Source organism: Hymenobacter oligotrophus (assembly GCF_003574965.1).
GTDB classification, from domain to species: Bacteria; Bacteroidota; Bacteroidia; order Cytophagales; family Hymenobacteraceae; genus Solirubrum; species Solirubrum oligotrophum.
In genome coordinates this window covers 1511594-1530576 of sequence record NZ_CP032317.1, presented here as the reverse complement: position 1 = coordinate 1530576, position 18983 = coordinate 1511594, and the positions used below count along the sequence as shown (strand labels likewise).

Sequence of the window (18983 nt, the reverse complement as noted above, 5' to 3'; positions counted from 1 at the left end):
CAGCCGTTGCAACAGGCTGCAACGCGCCCGGTGCACGGCCGTAAGTCCCCAGGTTTCGTATTTACCCCAGCCCCCCAGACCCTAAGCACCCAAGTCCCTTGAAAAAAATTCAGCTCGAAATACTGGGCTTGTCGTCGAGCCAATCGCAGTCGGGGTCGTTTGCTCTAATCCTGGGCGAGCGGCACGGCAACCGGCGCCTGCCCATCATTATCGGCATGTTCGAAGCGCAGAGCATTGCCATCCAGATCGAGAAAATCAACCCGAACCGTCCGCTTACCCACGATTTGTTCAAGTCGTTTGCCGAGCAGGTAAACGTGAGCATTATCGAAGTGCTGATTTCCGACCTGAAAGAAGGCGTGTTCTACTCGAAAATCGTGTGCACCGACGGCGCCAACACGTTTGAGCTGGACTCGCGGCCTTCCGATGCCATTGCCATTGGCTTGCGCTTCGGGGTTCCGATTTATACGGTTGAAAGCGTGATGAGCGAAGCCGGCATCATTTTGTCGGACTTGGACGAGGGCGCCGAGTCGGACGACGACGATGACGACGATGACGACGAAACCGGCAGCACCCGCCCCGAGGCCACCGAAACCCGCGAACCCAGCGGGCAAGTGTCGCTCGACGAGCTGACCAAGATGCTGGCCCAGGCACTCGAGCGCGAAGACTACGAGAAGGCGGCTAAAATCCGCGACGAATTGAACAAGCGCAACGGCGGCAAGGAGTAAGCGCCTGCGCCCATTGGTTTTCAGCAGCGGCCTGCTTTTGCTTCGGCAAGGGCAGGCCGCTGCTTTTTGCGAGCAAGTAACCCTAGGTGGAAGGTGCGCACCTTGGGGGCAGGGGCTGCCAGTGCCGGCTGGTGTATTTGTTACCTAGGGCGGTGCGGGTTGGCGTGCACACGTGGGGCTAATTCAGTAGACTTGCGCCTTCGTTTACCCGCTACTTTTTGAGTTAAGATGTCTGCACCCGAAACCGCTGCCGCCGAGCAGGACTTGCGTTACCCCATCGGCCACTACAGCCTGCCCGAGCAACCGCTCACGGCCGAGGAGCGTGCCGTGTACATTCAGCAACTGATGGCCTTGCCCACGGAGCTGCGCCAAGCCCTCGACGGCCTCAACGGCATTCAGTTCGACACGCCGTACCGGCCGGGTGGCTGGTCGGTGCGGCAAGTGCTGCACCACCTGCCCGATTCGCACCTGAACAGCTACATGCGCTTCCGGCTGGCCCTCACCGAAGATAACCCCACCATTAAGCCCTACGACGAAGCCGGCTGGGCCGAGCTGCCCGACGTGGCCATTGTGCCGCCCGACGTGTCGCTCATTCTGCTCGATGCCTTGCACGCCCGCTGGGTGGTGCTCATCAGCCAGCTAACCGACGAGCAATGGCTGCGCACGTGGTACCACCCCGGCATGCAGCAAACCATTCGCCTCGACCAAGCCTTGGTAATGTACGCGTGGCACGGGCGTCACCACGTGGCGCACATTACCAGCCTGCGCAAGCGCATGGGCTGGTAGCAGGTTATGAAGCTATTGTAACGCCACGCGTGTTCAGCCCAAGTTAGGGGGCCGCTTACTCGCCCTGGATCGGTTCGCCCACGTTGGTTTCGATGGTGCCGCCTTCCTGCTCCACTTTTTTGGCGGCGCGCACCAGGCTGCTGCTGAAAATGAAGTCTTTGAGCTCGGGCACTTGGGCGTTGAGGATTTCGTCTTTGGTGCCGTCCCACAGCTTCAGGCCCTTGTGCAAAAACACGATATGGTCGCCGATTTCCACCACCGAGTTCATGTCGTGGGTGATGATGACGGTGGTGATGCCGTACTCGTGGGTGATTTCGTAAATCAGCTCGTCGATTTTGATGCTGGTAAGCGGGTCGAGGCCGGAGTTGGGCTCGTCGCAGAACAGGTAGGTGCAATTGGGCGCAATGGCCCGTGCAATACCCACGCGCTTTTTCATGCCGCCCGATAACTCAGAGGGCATTTTAGGGCCGGCGTTTTCGAGGCCCACGCGCTTCAAGCAAAACTCCACCCGGTCGCGGCGCTCCTCCTTGCTCATGTCGGGCGTAAGCATCCGCAGCGGGAATTCTACGTTCTCGAACACGTTCATGGAGTCGAACAACGCCGAAGCCTGAAACAGCATCCCGATCTGTTTGCGGATTTCCTGCCGGATTTCAATTTTGTTGTTCGTGAAAATGGTGCCGTCGAAAGTGATGGAGCCGATGTCGGGCTTCAACAAGCCCACGATGCATTTGAGCAGCACCGATTTGCCCGTGCCCGAACCGCCCAGCACCAGGTTGCACTTGCCCGTTTCGAAAGTGCAGGTAATGCCCCTGAGAATGGGCGAATCGCCGAAGCTCTTATGAACGTTGTGTACTTCAATCATGGAAGTAGAGGACTTAGGAATCAGTGAATTAGGTTTTTGGAGTAGTGCGCACGAGCGCCCTAAAACCTAAGTGTCAATACCTAAAACCTATTACAAAAGCGTGTAAGCCAGCACAAAGTCGCCGACGAGGATGGCAATAATGGAGTGGGTTACGGCCGTGGTGCTGCTGGCGCCAACCTCCAGCGCGCCGCCTTCGGTAAAGAAGCCGCGGTACGCCGAAATGGACGACACCAAGAAGGCAAACACCACCGATTTAATCAGCGCAAACGCGATGTTGTAGGGGATGAAGGCGTCGCGGATGCCTTCGATGTATTCCTGCGCTGACAAGGCCCCCGAGAGCGTACCGGCCAGATAACCACCTAGGATTGAGAGTACCATGGCCAGGATTACCAGCAACGGAAACGTAATGATGGCCCCCAGGATGCGCGGAAACACTAGGTAAGAAGTGGAGTTAATGCCCATTACCTCCAGGGCATCAATTTGCTCGGTGATGCGCATGGTGCCCAGCCCGCCGGCAATGCTGGAGCCTACTTTGCCAGCCAGCACAATGCTGGTGATGGTGGGAGCCAATTCCAGGATGGTCATTTCGCGCACCATAAAGCCGATGGTGGCCTTCGGAATAAGCGGGTTGGTGAGGTTGTAGGCAATTTGCACGCACGTTACGGCACCGATAAAGGCCGCTACAATGCTGACGATGAACACCGAATCGATGCCGATGCTCACGGCTTCGTCGAGGGTGCGGTTCCAGAGCACGCGCACGCGTTCTTTGCGGACGAGCATGCTCTGCAGGAAAAGCAGATATTGGCCGAAAACTTTGACCATAAACCTAGGCTGGCGAAAAAATGGAGAGCAACGTGCCCACGGGGTGGCACGCTTCCCGCTCACATACGTACGAACGGCGAAACAATCTTACGGCTTATGCAGAAAACAATTGTAGTAACGGGTGGCACCAAGGGCATTGGAAGGGCAATTTTAATTCGATTTGCCGAAGCCGGCTTCCAGCTGGTCACGTGTTCGCGCTCGGCCGATAGTATCGAGGCGCTGCGCACCGATTTGCAGGCGCGCTTTCCGCAAACGCCGCTGCACGCCCTGCCCGTTGATTTAAGCCGTGCCAACGAGGCCCGCCGCTTCGTGGATTTTGTGCTGGGCCTAGGTACCAGCGTTGATGTGCTGGTAAACAACGCCGGGTATTTTACCCCCGGCCGCTTGCAAGACGACGCCGCCGATGGCTCCGTTATGCGCGAAATGCTGGCGGTAAATCTGCTCAGTGCTTATGACGTTACGCGCGGCTTGCTGCCGCACATGCTCGAGCAGGAGGGGGGCGGCCATATCTTCACGATGTGCTCCACGGCCAGCGTTACGGCGTACCCCAACGGCGGGGCATACGGTGTAGCCAAGTTTGCCCTTTATGGCATGACGAAGAACCTGCGCGAAGAGCTAAAACACAGCAACCTGCGCGTTACGGCTATTTTGCCCGGGGCTACTTTAACTGCCAGCTGGGAAGGCGTAGACTTGCCCGCCGAACGCTTTATGAAAGCCGAAGACGTGGCCGAAGCCGTGTACGGTGCCTACAGCCTCTCGCCGCAAGCGGTAATTGAGGAAATCCTGATGCGCCCGCAGCTGGGGGATATTTAGCTTAATGAACAATTAAGTATGAGCAATTGGAGTAACCTGCCCAAAAGCCGGGCGTAGCCTCATTGCTCATTGCTCATTGCTCATTGCTCCTTGCTCATTGCACTGCCGCCGCTTTGCCCTTGCCTGTCACTTTCACGTCCTTCTGCGCCGGCGGGCCGCTGTAGTACAGCGTGCCGGTGCCGGCTACCGTGGCACCTAGGAAATCGAGGGTGCGCACGTGCGCGTCGCCGTCGCTGAGTTTATCGAGGTGTACGGAGGCGCGCTTGGTGGTAAGGTCCTTGGCGAACAAACGCCCTAGGTCGCCGACGGTAGCTATGAGTTCGTCCGACTGGCCGCTGAGTTTCATGTCGCCCAGCTCGTACAAATCAACCCACAGGTACTTGCACTCCACGTTGAACTCTAGGTCGCCGGCGCGGGAGAGGTGCAAAAATAGTGTGTCCTGCAGGAAGGTGCCTTCGGTGCGCATGGTTTTCTCGCCCACATGAAACACATCGGTGAGGCGCGGCACGTGCAGCGTTACCTGGCGCGGCACATCGTAGCGGCGTACCCAGTTGCAGCGGCTGGTGTTGCTGATGGTGAGCGTGCCGTCCTGCACGTTCAGCTTCAAGTCTTCCTGCAAATTGCGGCCGGTGCGCACCTTGGCGTAGGTTTCGGTATCCTGCACCACGGTTACTTCCACGTTGTCGTAGAGGCGCAGCACATGAAAAGCTGCCAGCTCGCGGCGCTCGGTGGTGACGGGGCCGCTGCTCTTGAAGCAGTCACCTTCCTGGTCTTTGCGGCAACCTAGGAGCAGCAGCGGTGCTCCCAACAGCAAGGCCTTGCCTGCGTATGCCCTTACCCACGGCCGGGCCCTATCTTGCGCGGCTTTTACCAACGAGCTCAAAACTTTTTCCAACCAGAAAACTATGGATCTGAACGGCAAGGTAGCCATTGTCACGGGCGTCAGCAAAGGTATTGGCCTGGCCACGGCGCAGTTGCTGCTCGAGCGCGGCGCAGTGGTGGCCGGCTGGGGCCGCCGCGCGCCAGAAAACCTGCAACACGAGCGGTTTCAGTTTTTTGAGTGCGACGTGCGCAACGAGCTATCGGTGCAAGAAGCCTTTACCAACACCCAGCGCGAGTTGGGGCAGGAGGTAACGGTGCTGGTAAACAACGCCGGACTGGGTATTTCGGGCGAAGTTGATGGTTTCCGATCGGAGGATTGGCACACCATGTTCGATACCAACGTGCACGGCACGTTTTACTGCACCAAAGCCGTGCTGCCGCAAATGCGCAAGCAGCAGTTGGGCCACATCGTCAACATTTCGTCCATCGCGGGCCTCAACGGCATCGAGATGATGGCCGGTTATTGCGCCACGAAGTACGCGGTGCGCGGCTTTTCGCACTCGTTGTTCAAGGAAGTGCGCAAGGATGGCATCAAGGTTACGTGCTTGTACCCGGGCTCTACCCAAACCAACTTCTTCGACGACATCCCCGGCACCAACGCCAACCCCTCGATGATGCAACCCGAGGACATTGCCGGTGCCATTGTGTACGCCATCGAAACACCGTTCAACTTCCACATCGTGGACATGGAAATGCGGCCCTTGCAGCCGAAAAAAGGCTAATGCACGATGCTCTGGATCTGGGCCTTATCGTGGGTGCTGCTGTGGTACAACCTGCGCCAATGGCGCCGTGCACTGCCGGAACGAAGGCGGGTGCAGGCGCTGTTCGTGCTGCTTGCGGCGGCTTGGCTCGTGCTGCTGGGCTTGTGGGTAATTGTGCCGCTCGTAGCATCGTGGATCGGGGAGGCCTCCTTGCGCCGCCGCTAACTCCCTAGGTAGCTAGTGCAGCAAAGAGCAACTAACGCAGTACTTTCGCCCTTCCTATGGTTGAAATCCAACATTTGACCAAGCTTTTTGGTACCCAGGCCGCCGTCAACGACATCAGTTTTTCGGCGGGCCGGGGCGAAATCTTAGGTTTTCTGGGCCCGAACGGCGCCGGCAAAAGCACCACCATGAAGATTGCCACCGGCTACCTGCCGCCCAGCGCAGGTACGGTGCGCATTGCCGATTTCGACGTGGTAGAGCACCCGCTGGAGGTGCGCCGCCGCGTGGGATACTTGCCCGAGCACAACCCGCTCTACCTCGATATGTACGTGCACGAGTACCTCGATTTCATCGGGCGGGTGCACGGCCTGTCGGGCGGTGCGCTGCGCGAACGGGTAAAAGAGCTGGTGGCCCGCGTAGGCCTTACGCGCGAGCAGAACAAGCAAATCGGTGCCCTCTCCAAAGGCTACCGGCAGCGCGTAGGGTTGGCCCAGGCCTTGGTGCACGATCCGCAGGTGCTTATCCTCGACGAACCCACCACCGGCCTCGACCCCAACCAGATCGGCGAAATCCGGCAGCTTATTCGCGAGCTAGGTCAGGATAAAACCGTCATCTTCAGCACGCACATTTTGCCCGAAGTGCAAGCCCTCTGCGACCGGGTGGTCATCATCAGCCGCGGGCAGTTGGTAGCCGATTCGCCCGTGCGCGACCTAGGGGCGCTGGCCAAAGGCGAAACCATCATTCGCGCCGAGTTCGAGGGTACCATTGACCCAACGTCGCTGCGACAGCTACCGGGCATCAGAGCCGTGGAGCAAGCGGCGGGTGGCGTTTGGGTTATCCGCACCGATGGCCGCGGCGACCAACGCCGCGCCATTTCGCAACTGGCCGCTCAGCAAGGGTGGTTGCTGCTAGGTCTGCGGCAAGAAGAGCAGTCGTTGGAGCAGGTATTCCAGCAGCTGACCACTAAAAAATAGAACGACCAATTCCCCTCCTCAGATGAGGAGGGGTGGCCGAAGGCCGGGGTGGTTGACCTCGGCTGCACAACTTGCACCGGGTAGAAGTTACTATCCGACGCCCTTCAACCACCCCAGCGGCAGTAAACTGCCGCGTCCCCTCCTCATCTGAGGAGGGGAGCTTACCGTTCTCTACTCATCACTGCACATTCCGCTGAATGTTCGCCGTCCTTCGAAAAGAATTCAACGCCTTCCTCAACTCGCCGGTAGCCTACGTGGTGCTGGGTGTGTTTTTGGTTGCCACGGGCTTGTTCGTGTGGGTATTCCCCGACAGCTCCGTGCTCGATTATGGCTTTGCCGATCTGCAAACACTGTTTAACCTGGCCCCCTGGATCTTCCTGTTCCTGATTCCGGCCATTACCATGCGCACGTTTGCCGAAGAGAAGAAGGCCGGCACCATTGAGCTGTTGCTCACCCGCCCACTTACCGATGGGCAGCTAGTAGGAGGGAAGTACCTGGCCTGCCTACTGCTGGCGTTGCTGGCTCTGGTGCCCACGCTGCTGTACTACTACTCGGTGTACCAACTTGGCTCGCCGGTGGGCAACATAGATTCGGCAGCCTTTGCTGGTTCGCTGATTGGCTTGGCGCTACTCGCGGCCATTTTTGCGGCCATTGGTGTGCTAGCCTCGGCCCTCACGCGCGACCAAATCATTGCCTTTTTGGTGGCCGTGGTAGGATGCTTTCTGGTGTACTCCGGCTTCGATTCGTTGGCTTCGTTGTTCGAAGGCTCCACGGCCTACTACATCGGCCAGCTGGGCATAGCCGCGCACTACCGCGACCTAAGCAAAGGCCTCGTCGACTCGCGCGACGTGCTGTATTTCATATCGGTAGTAGCCGCTATGCTGCTGGCTACGCGCCTCGTATTGCAAAGCCGTAACTGGTAACCTGCCGGACTCTCTGACGCATGGAAACAACTCCCGCCGCCACGCCCGCACCCGTTACCGCTGCCGCTCCGGCCTCGCGCAAGCAGCGCGATTTGCTGCGCTTCGGCTTCATTATCCTAGGTCTGGTACTGCTCAACTTTATCGGGCAGCAGTTCTTTTTCCGCCTCGACCTCACCGAGGACAAACGCTACAGCATGTCGCCGGCAACGGAGCAGCTGCTGGAGCAAATGCCCGAGCCCGTAACCGTTACGGTATACCTGGCCGGCGACTTTCCGCCAGCCTTCCGTCGCTTGTCACAAGCCACGCGCGAAACCCTCGACGAAATGCAGGTACACGCCGGCACCAAGCTGCGCTACGTGTTCGTCGACCCTTCGGCCGCAACTTCCGAGGCCGAGCGCCAGAAGGAGTACCAGCGCCTCATTCAGAAAGGACTGAACCCAACCAACCTAGGGGCCAACGAAAACGGCAAGCGCGTCGAGAAGATCATCTTCCCGTGGGCTACCGTTACGGTGGGCAGCCGCGAAGAAAACGTGCTGCTGCTGCGCGGCAACCAGGCCGCCCCACCCGATGTGCGCCTCAACCAAAGCATCGAAGGCTTGGAATACGAGCTGGCCAGTGCCATCCGGCGCCTGGAGCCGGGCCAGCGCAAGCTCATCGGCATTGTGGAAGGCCACGGAGAGCCCGACAACGCACAGCTTTACGACCTGATTGCCACCTTGCAGCGCGACCACAACGTGTACCGCATCGACCTGAACAAGGTAACCGAGCAGAACATGAAGTCGCTTTCGGCGGTGATTGTGGCTAAGCCCGAGCGCGCTTACACCGAGCCGGAGAAATACAAGCTCGATAAGTTTATCACCGAAGGCGGCCGGGCCTTGTTCTTCGTGGATGCCATGCGCGTGAACCTCGACAGCGCCAACCGCGGCGGCATGCTCTCGTTCCCTCTCGATCTGAACCTCACCGACTTGCTGTTCACCTACGGTGCCCGCGTCAACGGCGACCTGATTTTGGACATCAATTCGGGGCTGATTCCGCTGGTAACGGGCATGACGGGCAACAAGCCCAACGTTGAGCCCATGCCGTGGCAGTTTTACCCTATTGTCAACGGTTACAGCCCGCACCCCATCGTACGCAACCTCGATGCGGTGTACCTGAAGTTTGTGAGCACCATTGATACAGTGAAGGCCAAGGGCATCCGCAAAACACCGCTGATGTACACCTCGCGCTACACCCGCGTGCTGCCCGCGCCCGTGCCCATCAACCTGAACGACGCCCGCCTGCCCGCCGACCCCAAGCTCTACACCAGCGGCCCCAAGCCCGTGGGCTACTTGCTCGAAGGGCAGTTCCGCTCGTTGTTTGCCAACCGCACCAAGCCCGGAACCTCGCAATTTGTGCCGGCGCAAAGCCCGCAAGCCAAGCCCGGCAAAATCGTGCTCGTGTCGGACGGCGACTTGGTGCGCAACGACGTGGACCCCAAAACCGGCCGCCCCGTACCCCTGGGCTTCGACCGCCTGGCTACCACCCGCTTTGCCAACCGCGAACTGGTGCAGAACGCCGTGGATTACCTGCTCGACGAAACCGGCCTGATTTCGGTGCGCGGCAAAGAAATCACCCTGCGCCCGCTCGACAAGGTGAAGGTGAACTCCGAGAAGAGCAAATGGCAGCTACTAAACCTAGGCGCTCCGCTGGCGCTGCTGGCCGGCTTTGGGTTGGTGCGCGCCTGGCTGCGCAAGCGCAAGTACGCCTCCTTCGCCAGCGAGTAGGCCTACGCACCTAGGGCCTTGGCACCAATGCCCTAGGTGCGTGGCGGCTGGGCAGGTGCCTCGGGCCGGGTGCCCAGCAGCGCGGCCAGGTTTTCCACCAGTTCGCGCAAGTGCTGTACTTGCTCTTTCAACACGCGTACTTGCTCCGCCGACGACGCTGCCTCCAGCTCGGCCTGCCCTAGGGCAAACTGCCGTACTTCGTCGTTGAGGTACTGGCCCAAGGTTTTGCCCAACTGCCGCGCAGCCTGCTCCAAAGCGTCGCGGGTTTCGCGCTCTACCCCGCGCACCGACCACGTAACGGGCACTGCGCCGGTGCGGGGCGGGCGGCCAACGCGGCCGCCCGTTGTGCTAAGGTTATTGGCAGAACCTGGCCCTGACGGTTGCGCATCTGTAATACTTTCTCCTATTTTTGTATTACCTAAACTCGCCTCGGTCAGCACGGCATCCAATTCTTGCGAATTCTCGGAGGTGGCTGGCGGCAGCGCGTCAGGTGAAGTCGCACGTGGGCTCGAGCTCATGGTAAGTACGTCTTGGGTGTGACAGCTCATAGGTACTTACGGTCGCGGGTGGCTTCTGGTCGTATGGTGAAGTTCAAAATGGTTTGACGCGGCCAAATTACGCGCTTCTTTGCTGCCCGTGTTAGAATTTATTAGCCAAGACTTATATTACGATCTTAACCTGCAGACACTCACACCCGAGCCCCTGTGCGTGGGGTGGCGCGTGGTAAGCCGCCGCGACGGCCGCCGCCCCGAGCCGGGTTGGGCCGAAGCCGAGCAGGTGCTCCTCAGCGCCGAAGCCCTGCACTTAGCCACGCAAAGCGGTGGCACCCAGTTGGCTGGCACGTGGTCGTTGGAGCGCAGTAGTTTTCTTAGCCAGCCTTATTTGGTGATGCAACTGGCCCACGGCACCTCCCAAGCCCTAATTACGCGCATGCGCCGCAGCCACGATGGCGCACGTCGTCTGCTAACTTTGTATTTTCAATCGGGGCTCGAAATTGAATTAACCCATCCGTAATCCGGGCCAGTACTAGGCTACTTTATTATGCATACGAATACCGATCCGGTTGCCGAACTGTCCCGCCTCGAGTCGGTGCTCGAAGCGGCAGGTGTAGGGGTGTGGGAGATGGAATTGCCCAGCCGCGTGCTGGCGTGGTCGGTACGATGCAAGCTGCTCTACGGCTTGCCCGCCGACAAACCCGTGACCCTTTCGGATCTGCTCAATGCCATTCATCCCGACGACCGGGCGAACGTGCAACGCAACATCGAAGCTACCCTCGACCCCAGCGGGCCGGGCCGTTATTTTAGGGAGTACCGTGTGGTTTGGCCCGACGGCACCGTGCGCTGGATTCGCTCGACCGGGCGCGTGCGCCGCCACCCCACCACCGGGGAGCCCGTGCGTTTCGAGGGCGCCAGCCGCGACATCACCGAGGCGCATCAAGAAACAGCCCAGTTGCAGCAGCGGGCACAGGAGTTTCTGTTTCTGGCCGAAACCGTGTCCGAAATTCTCTGGATAGCCCGGCCCGACGGCGGTGTTACCTACTTCAACCAGCGCTGGCTCGACTACACGGGCCAAACCTTGGAGCAAACCAAAGAGTGGGGCTGGGAACCCGTTATTCACCCCGACGACCTCGGCCGCTGCCTGGAGCGTTGGACCAACTCGCTGCGTACCCAGCAGCTGTACGAGGTGGAGTACCGCTTTCGGCGCCACGACGGCACCTACCGTTGGTACCTGGGCCGGGCCATGCCCATGTGCGATGCCAACGGGCAAGTGCTCAAATGGTTTGGCACCTGCACCGACATCCACAAGCAAAAAATGGTGGAACAGATGCTGCGCGCCCGCGAAGACGAATTGCAACGCGCCTACGCCGACCTCGAAAGCAAAGTGGCCTTCCGCAACCTAGAGCTGGAACGCCTGGTGCGCGAGCAAGCCGGGCGCATTGCTGCCCTGGAGGCTCAGCTCAACGGCTCGGCGCCCGCCGCTTCTTAGGTGCAACGGCCCATCAAACCGCGGGGCGCCCGGGGCCATGTGCCCTGGGCGCCCCGCGGCGCATTGGTACCTAGGGAAAAAGGTCAGATGAGGATGGCCTCGCGGCGCACAAACGTGCTCAGCAGCAAGTGCAACGAATCGGCCTCGTCGTCGGGGCTGGGGGCCAGGTAGGCATCGGCCAAGGGGTTGCGGTAGCCGGTTAGCTTGGCGTATTCTTCCGGGCGAATGGCCTGAAAACCCATCGTCCAGTCAGAAAAGTAGCGCTGCTCCGCCGGTCCGTCGGCCAGCCGGGTAATGTTGTGGTGGCGGCAGTCGCGGCTGATGCGCTCAAAAATGTAGTGCACCTCGTCGGCCGGGCCTTCCAGCACTTGCAAAATGTTGCCTTGGCTGTAAAGCAGCATGCCCGTAAGGCTGTGCGCCGCGTTCCAGGCCCGCGACTGCTGCAGCAGGTCCTGCAATTCCAGCTCGCTTAGCTCGCGGGTGGCGGAGCTTTGGTAAACCAAGTGGTGGAGACGGGGAAGACTCATGCGATGAACAATTGGCACAGGTGGCGGCAAGCAACCGTAGGCGGATACGCGGTGTGGCTTTTCAATAACACAAAAATAGCTTGTTTTTTCACCGTCGGCCTGCAAAAATCCTGTGGACTAGGCCTGGTGTATAGCGCTATTCATATGTTATTTGGCCTTTTACCGCGGCAAACCGGGAAAGGTTGGGATATTGTCGAGGTTATTTTGTTTCCTTGGCCTACATTAAGCCGCGTCGCCGACCACAGGCCTGCCGTTGCCTGCGCAAAACGGGTGCGGGCAGTGTTTTTACTTTCTGAAAACTCTCCGCAGGCTTCCTATCTTTGCTCTCTACCGTCAGAACCCTTCCCAAACCCCTGTATGAAGTTCATCGTCTCGTCTTCGGCGTTGCTTAAGCAGCTCCAGAGCATTAATGGTGTCGTCACGAACAACCCCGTGGTGCCCATCCTAGAGAACTTTCTGTTTGAAATTGAGAACGGGAAGCTGACAATTACCGCCTCCGATCTGGAGACGAGCATGATTACCGAGCTGCCGGTGGAGGCCCGCGAAAGCGGCCGCATCGCCGCCCCGGCCCGCATTCTGCTCGACACCCTGAAGAACCTGCCCGACCAGCCGGTAACCTTCACCATCGACGAGGAGACGTATGGCATCGAAATTTCTTCGGCCAACGGCCGCTACAAGCTAGCCGGCGAAAACGCTACCGACTTTCCCCGCGTGCCCGTGGTAAAAGGCTCGGCTCCGGTCGAAATTCCGTCGCAGGCGCTGCAGCGGGCCATCAACAAAACCATCTTCGCCGTTAGCACCGACGAGCTGCGCCCCGCCATGACCGGCATTTTGGTGCAACTGGCCGACGGGCAGGCCACGTTTGTGGCTACCGACGGGCACCGCCTGCTGCGCTACCGCCGCCAAGACGTGAACCCCGGCCAAACGGCCAACATCATCATCCCGCGCAAGGCGTTTAACCTGCTGAAGGGTGCGCTGCCCTCCGAGGCTACCACCGTGCGCATGGAGTTCAACCAGTCGAACGCGTTCTTCTCGTTCAACCAGATGCGCCTTGTGTGCCGCCTGATTGACGAGCGGTACCCCGATTACGAGAACGTTATTCCGGTTTCGAACCCGAACAAGCTCATCATCGACCGCGGCCAGTTCCTGAATTCGGTGAAGCGCATCGCCATTTACTCGAACAAAACCACGCACCAGGTGCGCTTGCGCCTGGCCGGTTCGGAAATGACGATTTCGGCTGAAGACCTCGATTTCTCGAACGAAGCCAACGAAAAACTGCCCTGCCAGTACGACGGCGAGGACATGGAAATCGGCTTCAACGCGCGTTTCCTCATTGAAATGCTTTCGAACATCGACTCAGAGGAAATCACCCTCGAGCTAAGCACGCCCAACCGCGCCGGCTTGCTGATGCCGACCCTAGCCGACGACAACGAGAACATTTTGATGCTCGTGATGCCGGTGATGCTCAACAATTACGTGTAATCGTACGCCAGCAATACATCTGTCATCCTGAGCCCAAGCGAAGGACCTTCTCACGTCGGATAGTAACTACCCAGCCCCGTGTTGTTCGGGCGTGAAAAGGTCCTTCGCTTGGGCTCAGGATGACAGCCGTTTTTTACTCGCCACTTACCGGACGACTTTCAACCGTCTTTTTGCCATGAAAAAATCTGAAATCCGCTTCAGCATTGCCCTCGACGACCAGAAGATTCCGGAGGCCATCAGCTGGAGCGCCACCGATGCCGGCGCCGATATTCACTTTGCCAAGGCCATGAACGTCAGCATCTGGGACCGGGAGCAGCAGGGTACCATGAAGATTGACCTCTGGACCAAGGAGATGCCCGTGAACGAGATGAAGCGTTTTTACGTGGACATGATCGGCTCGCTGGCCGAAAGCATTGTGGCTGCCACCAACGACGAGTACATGGGTGCCAAGCTGCGGGCCCTAGGTCGGGAGCTGGCCCAGCACGTGGAGCAGGAGGAGCGCAACCAGAAGTAAGAGGTTTAAGCCTAGGTGCTACACCAAAAAAGCCCGCTTGGCAGCTGCCAAGAGGGCTTTTTCTATGATGAAACTGACCGGCTAGCGGCTGCGCGGAGCGGGCTTGCTGTCGTCCTTGGTTTGCGAAATGGTGGCGCCTTTAGCGCTGGCCGGCAGCGGGTTTTGCACGGCTTTTACCAGCATAATATCGGTGGCCTGGGCGGCGTAGTCCTTGTCGTACTTGTAGTACACAGGGCGGCGGCCGTAGTAGTCGCTGTACTGCTCGGTAGTGAGTACGGCGCGCAACTCTTGGTCACGCTCGCGGCACACGCCTTGGCACTGCTCGTCAATCAGCTTGCTGTTGCCGGCGTAACGCGTTTCGATGGCAGCCATTTTGGCTACTTTATCGTCGTTGATGGCGCGCAGCCGGGTGGTTTGGTAGTTGTTAAGGCGCAACTCGCGGGCCATCTGGTTCGATAACCGCTCGGCGCGCTGTTGCACAACGGGGTTCTTTTTGGCAGAAGGTTGCTGCGCCTGCGCACCGAGTGCCATACCCGATGCCAGCACAACCGTTGCAATCATCTTAATGGTAGTCATGGCAAATATTATTGAGGGCCGAAGCCGCTGAAACAATGTTTGGGGCGCCGAAGCAGCCTACGCTTTTCCCTAACGAAAAAGTGTGCCAGGCAGTTCGGCCTTCGGCTGCAAACTAGCGAAAACGCAACCGGCTGGCTTTGCTACATACGTGCAAAAAGCCAGCCGGTTCATCCTCAGGCGATTGCCTAAAATTTGTTCATCCACATCATCGACTCCACGGGCTTGTCGGTGCGCTGGTTGTACTTGGCGTTGGGCTTGCGGTTGTAGTAATTTTGGATGGCGCCCTCCACCGCAAAGTAGATGAGCTGGCCAATGGGCATGCCGCGGTAAATGCGTACGGGCTGCGTTACGCTGATTTCCAACGTCCAAGTGTTCGAGAAGCCTACGTCGCCTTTGCCTGCCGTGGCGTGAATGTCGATACCGAGGCGGCCCACAGAGCTTTTGCCTTCCAAGAAAGGCACGTGCGCGTGGGTTTCGGTGTACTCCTCGGTTACGCCCAGGTACAAGGTTTCGGGGGTGAGCACGAAGCCTTCTTCCGGAATCTCAAACACGTCAATCTGGTTGTGCTTGCGCGCGTCGAGCACGTGGTCGCGGTATGTGGCCAAGTAGCGGCCCAAGTGCACATCGTAGGAGTTGGTGCCCAGGCAAGCGCGGTCGTACGGTTCAATTACGATGGTGCCGCGCTCCATCTCGGCCAGAATTTGCTCGTCGGTAAGAATCATGTATGGTCTATTAATAATTAATAATGAGCAATTAGTAATGAATAATTGACGCAGAGTAGAAGTAGCACGAATGCCCTTCTTAGGCCTTAATTATTCATTATTAATTGTTCATTATTAATTAATTTTCGTCGTCTTCGTATCGGTCGGTGGGCAGCACCATGGCGGTGCGGCGTTTGGGGGCACCCTCGGCAGGTTCGTCGGCAGTTTCCTCCTCGTAGTCGGGCTGGGCGCCGAGGGCCTCTATCTGAGCCCGCATGCCCGGAATAACCGACATGGTGAGGTACAGCATCAGGGCCAGCGAAAACACCGAGCAAAGCAGCGTGGTGTAGTCGAGCCAATCGTGCGCGGGGCGCGGGGCGGTTTCGCCGAAGGTGCGGCCGGTGGGCCGGGTGCTCGGGGTGGGCTCCGTGAGTTCTTCGGGGCTGGGCTGCGGATCTTCGAGCGGCTTGGCAGTAGGCTCTTCGGCCTGGGCATCCACATCGGCGGGGGGGACGTTGGCCGCATCGGCCATCAGCTCCTCGGGGGCGGGGTCCTGGGAGGCGTTGAACTGGGCGCTGGCTTGCTTGATGTAGCGCTGCAGCGAGTGAATAAGCGCCACGCGCTCGTCGCGCGGGAGCACCCGGATGAAGAATTCGAAGTTGCGGTCGACCAGCACGCTGTTCAGCTGCTTTTCAAACTCGGCTAAATCGGTGCGGCCTTTGCCGAAACGTTGTTTGTACCGCTCGGCCACGCTGTTGTAGTTGCGGAACAGCGTTTTCAGGTCGTCGCGGCCGGCGTAGTCGTCGAACTCCTTGCGGGCTTTGGCCGTGCGCAGGGTTACGGGGTACTTGCGGCGCGTAAAGGACTTGTCGTAGACGGTTTCCATCGTGCGGAAGTTGATTTCGTCTACGGCGCGGTCGAAGAGTTGCTTGTTTTGCGCAGCGGTGTTCTCGGATTGGGCACGCAACCCCATCGGCACAATCAGCAGCACTAGCAGCAAGCTCCAAAACCCAAAACGGTAACGGTAAGGCATGGGCAACAGGCAAACAGTTTTCCGGGCAAAGGTAAACTGCTGAGCCTATTGATGGAGCGCTTTATTTGATTCCTTGCCGGAGCGGGCGGAATTTGGTGCTGATGTGGCTGTTATCCTTTATCTGTCATCTTGCTCTCGCCTGTCATCCTGAGCAAAGCGAAGGACCTTATCACGCCTAGGTAGTAATTACTATCTCGCGTGGTAAGGTCCTTCGCTTCACTCAGGATGACAGGCTATAGAGGAACTTACAAGCCGTGCGCCTCGCGCATAGACTCGCGGCAGGCGCTCAGGTAGAAGTCGACGAGGTCGTCGGTTACGGCGGTGCTCACAAACAGGGCCTCGAACTGCGACGGGGCTAGGTACACGCCGCGGTTGAGCATGGCCCGGAAGTAGCGGCCGAACGCCTCCAGGTCGGAGGTTTTGGCCGAAGCCAGGTCGGTTACGGGCTGCTGCGTGAAGAATACGCTCCACATCGAGCCCACGCGGTTTACGGTGTAGTTGAGGCCCAGCTCGGCGGCAATTTCGTAGGTGCCCTCGGCGAGGCGGGCGCTGGTGCGTTCGAGCTGCTCGTACACCTCGGGGTGCTCGTTGAGGTAGCGCAGCTGCGCCATGCCTGCGGCCGTGGCAATGGGATTGCCCGAGAGCGTGCCCGCTTGGTACACCTTGCCGGCAGGGGCTACCTGATCCATGATTTCGGCGCGGCCGCCGTAGGCACCCACCGGCATGCCACCGCCGATGATTTTACCTAGGGTCGTCATGTCGGGCTGAATGCCGAACAGCTCCTGGGCACCGCCGCGGGCTAAGCGGAAGCCCGTCATCACTTCATCGAAAATGAACACGATGCCGTGCTTGGTGCACAGCTCGCGCAAGCCTTGCAGGTAGCCGTCGGCGGGCGGCACCAACCCGATGTTGCCCACCACGGGCTCCAGAATGATGGCCGCAATTTGGTTCGGGTTGGCAGTAATGGCCTGCTCCACGGCGCCTAGGTCGTTGTAGGGCACCGTAAGGGTGTCTTTGGCAACGCTCTCGGTTACGCCGGGCGAATCGGGCGTACCTAGGGTGAGGGCACCCGAGCCAGCCGAAATCAAGAACGAGTCGCCGTGGCCGTGGTAGCAGCCTTCAAACTTCAGGATTTTGTCGCGGCCGGTGTAGCCGCGGGCTACCCGAATGGCCGACATAGTGGCCTCGGTGCCGGAATTTACCAAACGCACTTTCTCTACGCTGGGCACCATGTCGCAAATCAGCTCGGCCATTTCAACCTCGCGGCGCGTAGGTGCACCAAACGACAATGAATCGGGCAAAGCACGCTGCACAGCTTCCAGCACGATCTGCGGAGCGTGGCCCAAAATCATCGGGCCCCACGAGTTGATAAAATCGAGGTAACGGTTGCCGTCTACGTCGGTCAGCCACGCACCCTGCGCCGATTTCATGAACACGGGGTGGCCGCCCACAGCACGGAAAGCACGTACGGGCGAGTTAACGCCGCCGGGAATCAGATCTTTAGCGCGGGTGAAAAGCTGGTCGCTGGTAGCGAGGTTGAGGTCGGTTGCTTGCTGCATAGAGTGGTAACAACGGGCGGGCGCAGTTTGTCCCGCCGAAGTACAGGCAAAGGTAAAGCGCTGATTCGGGTAACGCCGATTGAGTTTAGGACAAACGCGAAGACGGTTTTGGTTGGCGTGCCAAGTACCTACCCTTCTTCGCAAACGACATCGGTGCATAGTAGGGCGCCCAATTGGTGGGCAATGCCGATAGCCTTTGCCTTTCGCGTATTGGCGGCAACAATGCCTACCATCGATTGCTCAACGCTCAGCAATACCTGCCAAACGTGCTCGGTTGCGACAACTCCAATGGGCACGGGAACTGTATCCAAAGGAAGAGCGTGTTTTTTCCTCATTGCACGAACCTTAACCAGCACTACTTTGGGCAAGGGGTGCCATTTTCCGAAGCGTAACCCGGCAACCCAGGTGTACCTCCTGTAGTTACCCTTCGCAAGGTCAACCGAAAATCCTTCGTAATGTGTAATCACGGTTAGCAGAAATACGGTGCTTACAACGCTGGCAAACCCAATTGCTACCTCAGTTGAATCGATCAGCAAACCACGAACTGCTAAGAAAGCCGGCAACCAGATAGCTAAAGCAGATACTATTCCTTTGTGCCAGTGCTCAGCGAGGTAGTGCCGCTGGAATACGCCGTCGTACATTTTCGGGCTCATTTGTCTACCGTTCTATGCATAATGGTACAAACAAAATCTACTTTACTGTCATGCTGAAACCCCTTCGGCAAGCCGATATATTTAAAGGTGCGGCTCAGCGCGTTGTGGTCGGTGGGCAGCATCGGTAAAGGCGGTTAGCCGATGCGTAGGGAGCAGCTTTTTACTTTCGCCGCAATACTGTTGTAATACATGCCTATCTGATTCAGAGGTATAAACTGGAGGCTACTTGCCATGCACTGCATGAGCATTCCTTTTCTGGTGCTGGGTGCACGAATACTCGGGTTTATTCGCTTTGTTCCTTTGCTAAAGGCGTATCAACAGGGCTGGGTTGAGAGGTTTTACCAGTCCGTTCTCAAGCTAAGACCACAAGAGGATATTGCGGCTGTCCTATCAGAAATGTTAGCAGCCTCACTCTATGCTTGGGGATTACAGTTTTAATGAGCTGTCTGCTCTCGGGTTTGGTGATATGGAATCGGCAA

General features: G+C 58.6%; 23 protein-coding genes. 13 read left to right on the top strand and 10 right to left on the bottom strand.

Annotated features, from left to right (window positions below):
• Positions 1 to 98 precede the first annotated feature (98 nt).
• Both D3Y59_RS06505 and D3Y59_RS06500 read left to right on the top strand, forming a co-directional pair.
• On the top strand, positions 99 to 725 hold the full coding sequence (locus D3Y59_RS06505) for a bifunctional nuclease family protein (protein WP_119444315.1): 627 nt from the start codon (positions 99 to 101) through the stop codon (positions 723 to 725).
• A 228-nt stretch (positions 726 to 953) separates the two neighbouring features.
• On the top strand, positions 954 to 1511 hold the full coding sequence (locus tag D3Y59_RS06500; RefSeq protein WP_119444314.1) for a YfiT family bacillithiol transferase: 558 nt from the start codon (positions 954 to 956) through the stop codon (positions 1509 to 1511).
• A gap of 55 nt (positions 1512 to 1566) precedes the next feature.
• On the opposite strand, the gene D3Y59_RS06495 is transcribed toward D3Y59_RS06500, so the two are convergent.
• Positions 1567 to 2373 (bottom strand): ABC transporter ATP-binding protein, encoded by an 807-nt coding sequence (locus D3Y59_RS06495; protein ID WP_119444313.1) that lies wholly within the window; start codon positions 2371 to 2373, stop codon positions 1567 to 1569.
• Positions 2374 to 2463: 90 nt separating this feature from the next.
• Complete coding sequence (locus D3Y59_RS06490; RefSeq protein ID WP_119444312.1) at positions 2464 to 3195, bottom strand: MlaE family ABC transporter permease; 732 nt, start codon at positions 3193 to 3195, stop codon at positions 2464 to 2466.
• A gap of 96 nt (positions 3196 to 3291) precedes the next feature.
• Between D3Y59_RS06490 and D3Y59_RS06485 the strand changes: the two genes are divergently transcribed.
• Positions 3292 to 4008 carry an SDR family oxidoreductase gene (locus D3Y59_RS06485; RefSeq protein ID WP_119444311.1) on the top strand — a complete coding sequence of 239 codons (717 nt, stop codon included), beginning with the start codon at positions 3292 to 3294 and terminating at the stop codon, positions 4006 to 4008.
• Between the two features lie 94 nt (positions 4009 to 4102).
• Here the strand turns inward: D3Y59_RS06485 and D3Y59_RS06480 are convergent, their stop codons facing one another.
• Positions 4103 to 4903, bottom strand: a complete 801-nt coding sequence (locus tag D3Y59_RS06480; protein ID WP_205590877.1) for a head GIN domain-containing protein — start codon at positions 4901 to 4903, stop codon at positions 4103 to 4105.
• A 10-nt stretch (positions 4904 to 4913) separates the two neighbouring features.
• Between D3Y59_RS06480 and D3Y59_RS06475 the strand changes: the two genes are divergently transcribed.
• From D3Y59_RS06475 to gldG, 5 genes are all read left to right on the top strand, one after another.
• A complete protein-coding gene (locus D3Y59_RS06475; protein WP_119444310.1) occupies positions 4914 to 5612 on the top strand; it encodes an SDR family oxidoreductase in 699 nt (232 codons plus the stop codon).
• 6 nt (positions 5613 to 5618) lie between these two features.
• Positions 5619 to 5816, top strand: coding sequence for a hypothetical protein (locus tag D3Y59_RS06470; RefSeq protein ID WP_119444309.1), 198 nt, complete (start codon positions 5619 to 5621; stop codon positions 5814 to 5816).
• A gap of 56 nt (positions 5817 to 5872) precedes the next feature.
• Complete coding sequence (gene gldA / locus D3Y59_RS06465; protein WP_119444308.1) at positions 5873 to 6787, top strand: gliding motility-associated ABC transporter ATP-binding subunit GldA; 915 nt, start codon at positions 5873 to 5875, stop codon at positions 6785 to 6787.
• Positions 6788 to 6984: 197 nt separating this feature from the next.
• Positions 6985 to 7710: a gliding motility-associated ABC transporter permease subunit GldF gene (gene gldF, locus D3Y59_RS06460; RefSeq protein ID WP_119444307.1), complete on the top strand. Its 726-nt coding sequence runs from the start codon at positions 6985 to 6987 to the stop codon at positions 7708 to 7710.
• Between the two features lie 20 nt (positions 7711 to 7730).
• Complete coding sequence (gene gldG, locus D3Y59_RS06455) at positions 7731 to 9473, top strand: gliding motility-associated ABC transporter substrate-binding protein GldG (protein ID WP_119444306.1); 1743 nt, start codon at positions 7731 to 7733, stop codon at positions 9471 to 9473.
• A gap of 32 nt (positions 9474 to 9505) precedes the next feature.
• Here gldG and D3Y59_RS06450 read toward each other — a convergent pair whose 3' ends face one another.
• Positions 9506 to 9778, bottom strand: a complete 273-nt coding sequence (locus D3Y59_RS06450; RefSeq protein WP_119444305.1) for a hypothetical protein — start codon at positions 9776 to 9778, stop codon at positions 9506 to 9508.
• 331 nt (positions 9779 to 10109) lie between these two features.
• On the opposite strand from D3Y59_RS06450, the gene D3Y59_RS06445 reads away from it, so the two are divergent.
• Complete coding sequence (locus D3Y59_RS06445; RefSeq protein WP_119444304.1) at positions 10110 to 10487, top strand: hypothetical protein; 378 nt, start codon at positions 10110 to 10112, stop codon at positions 10485 to 10487.
• Between the two features lie 27 nt (positions 10488 to 10514).
• Positions 10515 to 11459, top strand: coding sequence for a PAS domain-containing protein (locus D3Y59_RS06440; RefSeq protein WP_119444303.1), 945 nt, complete (start codon positions 10515 to 10517; stop codon positions 11457 to 11459).
• A gap of 83 nt (positions 11460 to 11542) precedes the next feature.
• On the opposite strand, the gene D3Y59_RS06435 is transcribed toward D3Y59_RS06440, so the two are convergent.
• On the bottom strand, positions 11543 to 11986 hold the full coding sequence (locus D3Y59_RS06435; RefSeq protein WP_119444302.1) for a BLUF domain-containing protein: 444 nt from the start codon (positions 11984 to 11986) through the stop codon (positions 11543 to 11545).
• A gap of 357 nt (positions 11987 to 12343) precedes the next feature.
• Here D3Y59_RS06435 and dnaN point away from each other — a divergent pair, with 357 nt between their 5' ends.
• Both dnaN and gldC read left to right on the top strand, forming a co-directional pair.
• On the top strand, positions 12344 to 13468 hold the full coding sequence (gene dnaN / locus D3Y59_RS06430) for a DNA polymerase III subunit beta (RefSeq protein ID WP_119444301.1): 1125 nt from the start codon (positions 12344 to 12346) through the stop codon (positions 13466 to 13468).
• Positions 13469 to 13643: 175 nt separating this feature from the next.
• Positions 13644 to 13982 (top strand): gliding motility protein GldC, encoded by a 339-nt coding sequence (gene gldC, locus D3Y59_RS06425; protein WP_119444300.1) that lies wholly within the window; start codon positions 13644 to 13646, stop codon positions 13980 to 13982.
• Between the two features lie 81 nt (positions 13983 to 14063).
• Here the strand turns inward: gldC and D3Y59_RS06420 are convergent, their stop codons facing one another.
• The 5 genes from D3Y59_RS06420 to D3Y59_RS06400 all read right to left on the bottom strand — a co-directional run bounded on the left by D3Y59_RS06420 (position 14064) and on the right by D3Y59_RS06400 (position 18504).
• Positions 14064 to 14558, bottom strand: coding sequence for a hypothetical protein (locus D3Y59_RS06420; protein ID WP_119444299.1), 495 nt, complete (start codon positions 14556 to 14558; stop codon positions 14064 to 14066).
• 185 nt (positions 14559 to 14743) lie between these two features.
• Entirely contained in the window at positions 14744 to 15280 is a 537-nt protein-coding gene (dcd, locus tag D3Y59_RS06415) for a dCTP deaminase (RefSeq protein ID WP_119444298.1), read from the bottom strand.
• Positions 15281 to 15398: 118 nt separating this feature from the next.
• Positions 15399 to 16292 carry a hypothetical protein gene (locus tag D3Y59_RS06410; RefSeq protein WP_119444297.1) on the bottom strand — a complete coding sequence of 298 codons (894 nt, stop codon included), beginning with the start codon at positions 16290 to 16292 and terminating at the stop codon, positions 15399 to 15401.
• 245 nt (positions 16293 to 16537) lie between these two features.
• The gene (gene hemL / locus D3Y59_RS06405; RefSeq protein WP_119444296.1) at positions 16538 to 17851 is read right to left on the bottom strand and encodes a glutamate-1-semialdehyde 2,1-aminomutase; all 1314 of its coding nucleotides are present in this window, start codon (positions 17849 to 17851) and stop codon (positions 16538 to 16540) included.
• Positions 17852 to 17979: 128 nt separating this feature from the next.
• Entirely contained in the window at positions 17980 to 18504 is a 525-nt protein-coding gene (locus D3Y59_RS06400) for a hypothetical protein (protein ID WP_119444295.1), read from the bottom strand.
• A 240-nt stretch (positions 18505 to 18744) separates the two neighbouring features.
• Between D3Y59_RS06400 and D3Y59_RS06395 the strand changes: the two genes are divergently transcribed.
• On the top strand, positions 18745 to 18942 hold the full coding sequence (locus D3Y59_RS06395) for a hypothetical protein (protein WP_162910599.1): 198 nt from the start codon (positions 18745 to 18747) through the stop codon (positions 18940 to 18942).
• The last annotated feature ends 41 nt before the right edge of the window (positions 18943 to 18983 follow it).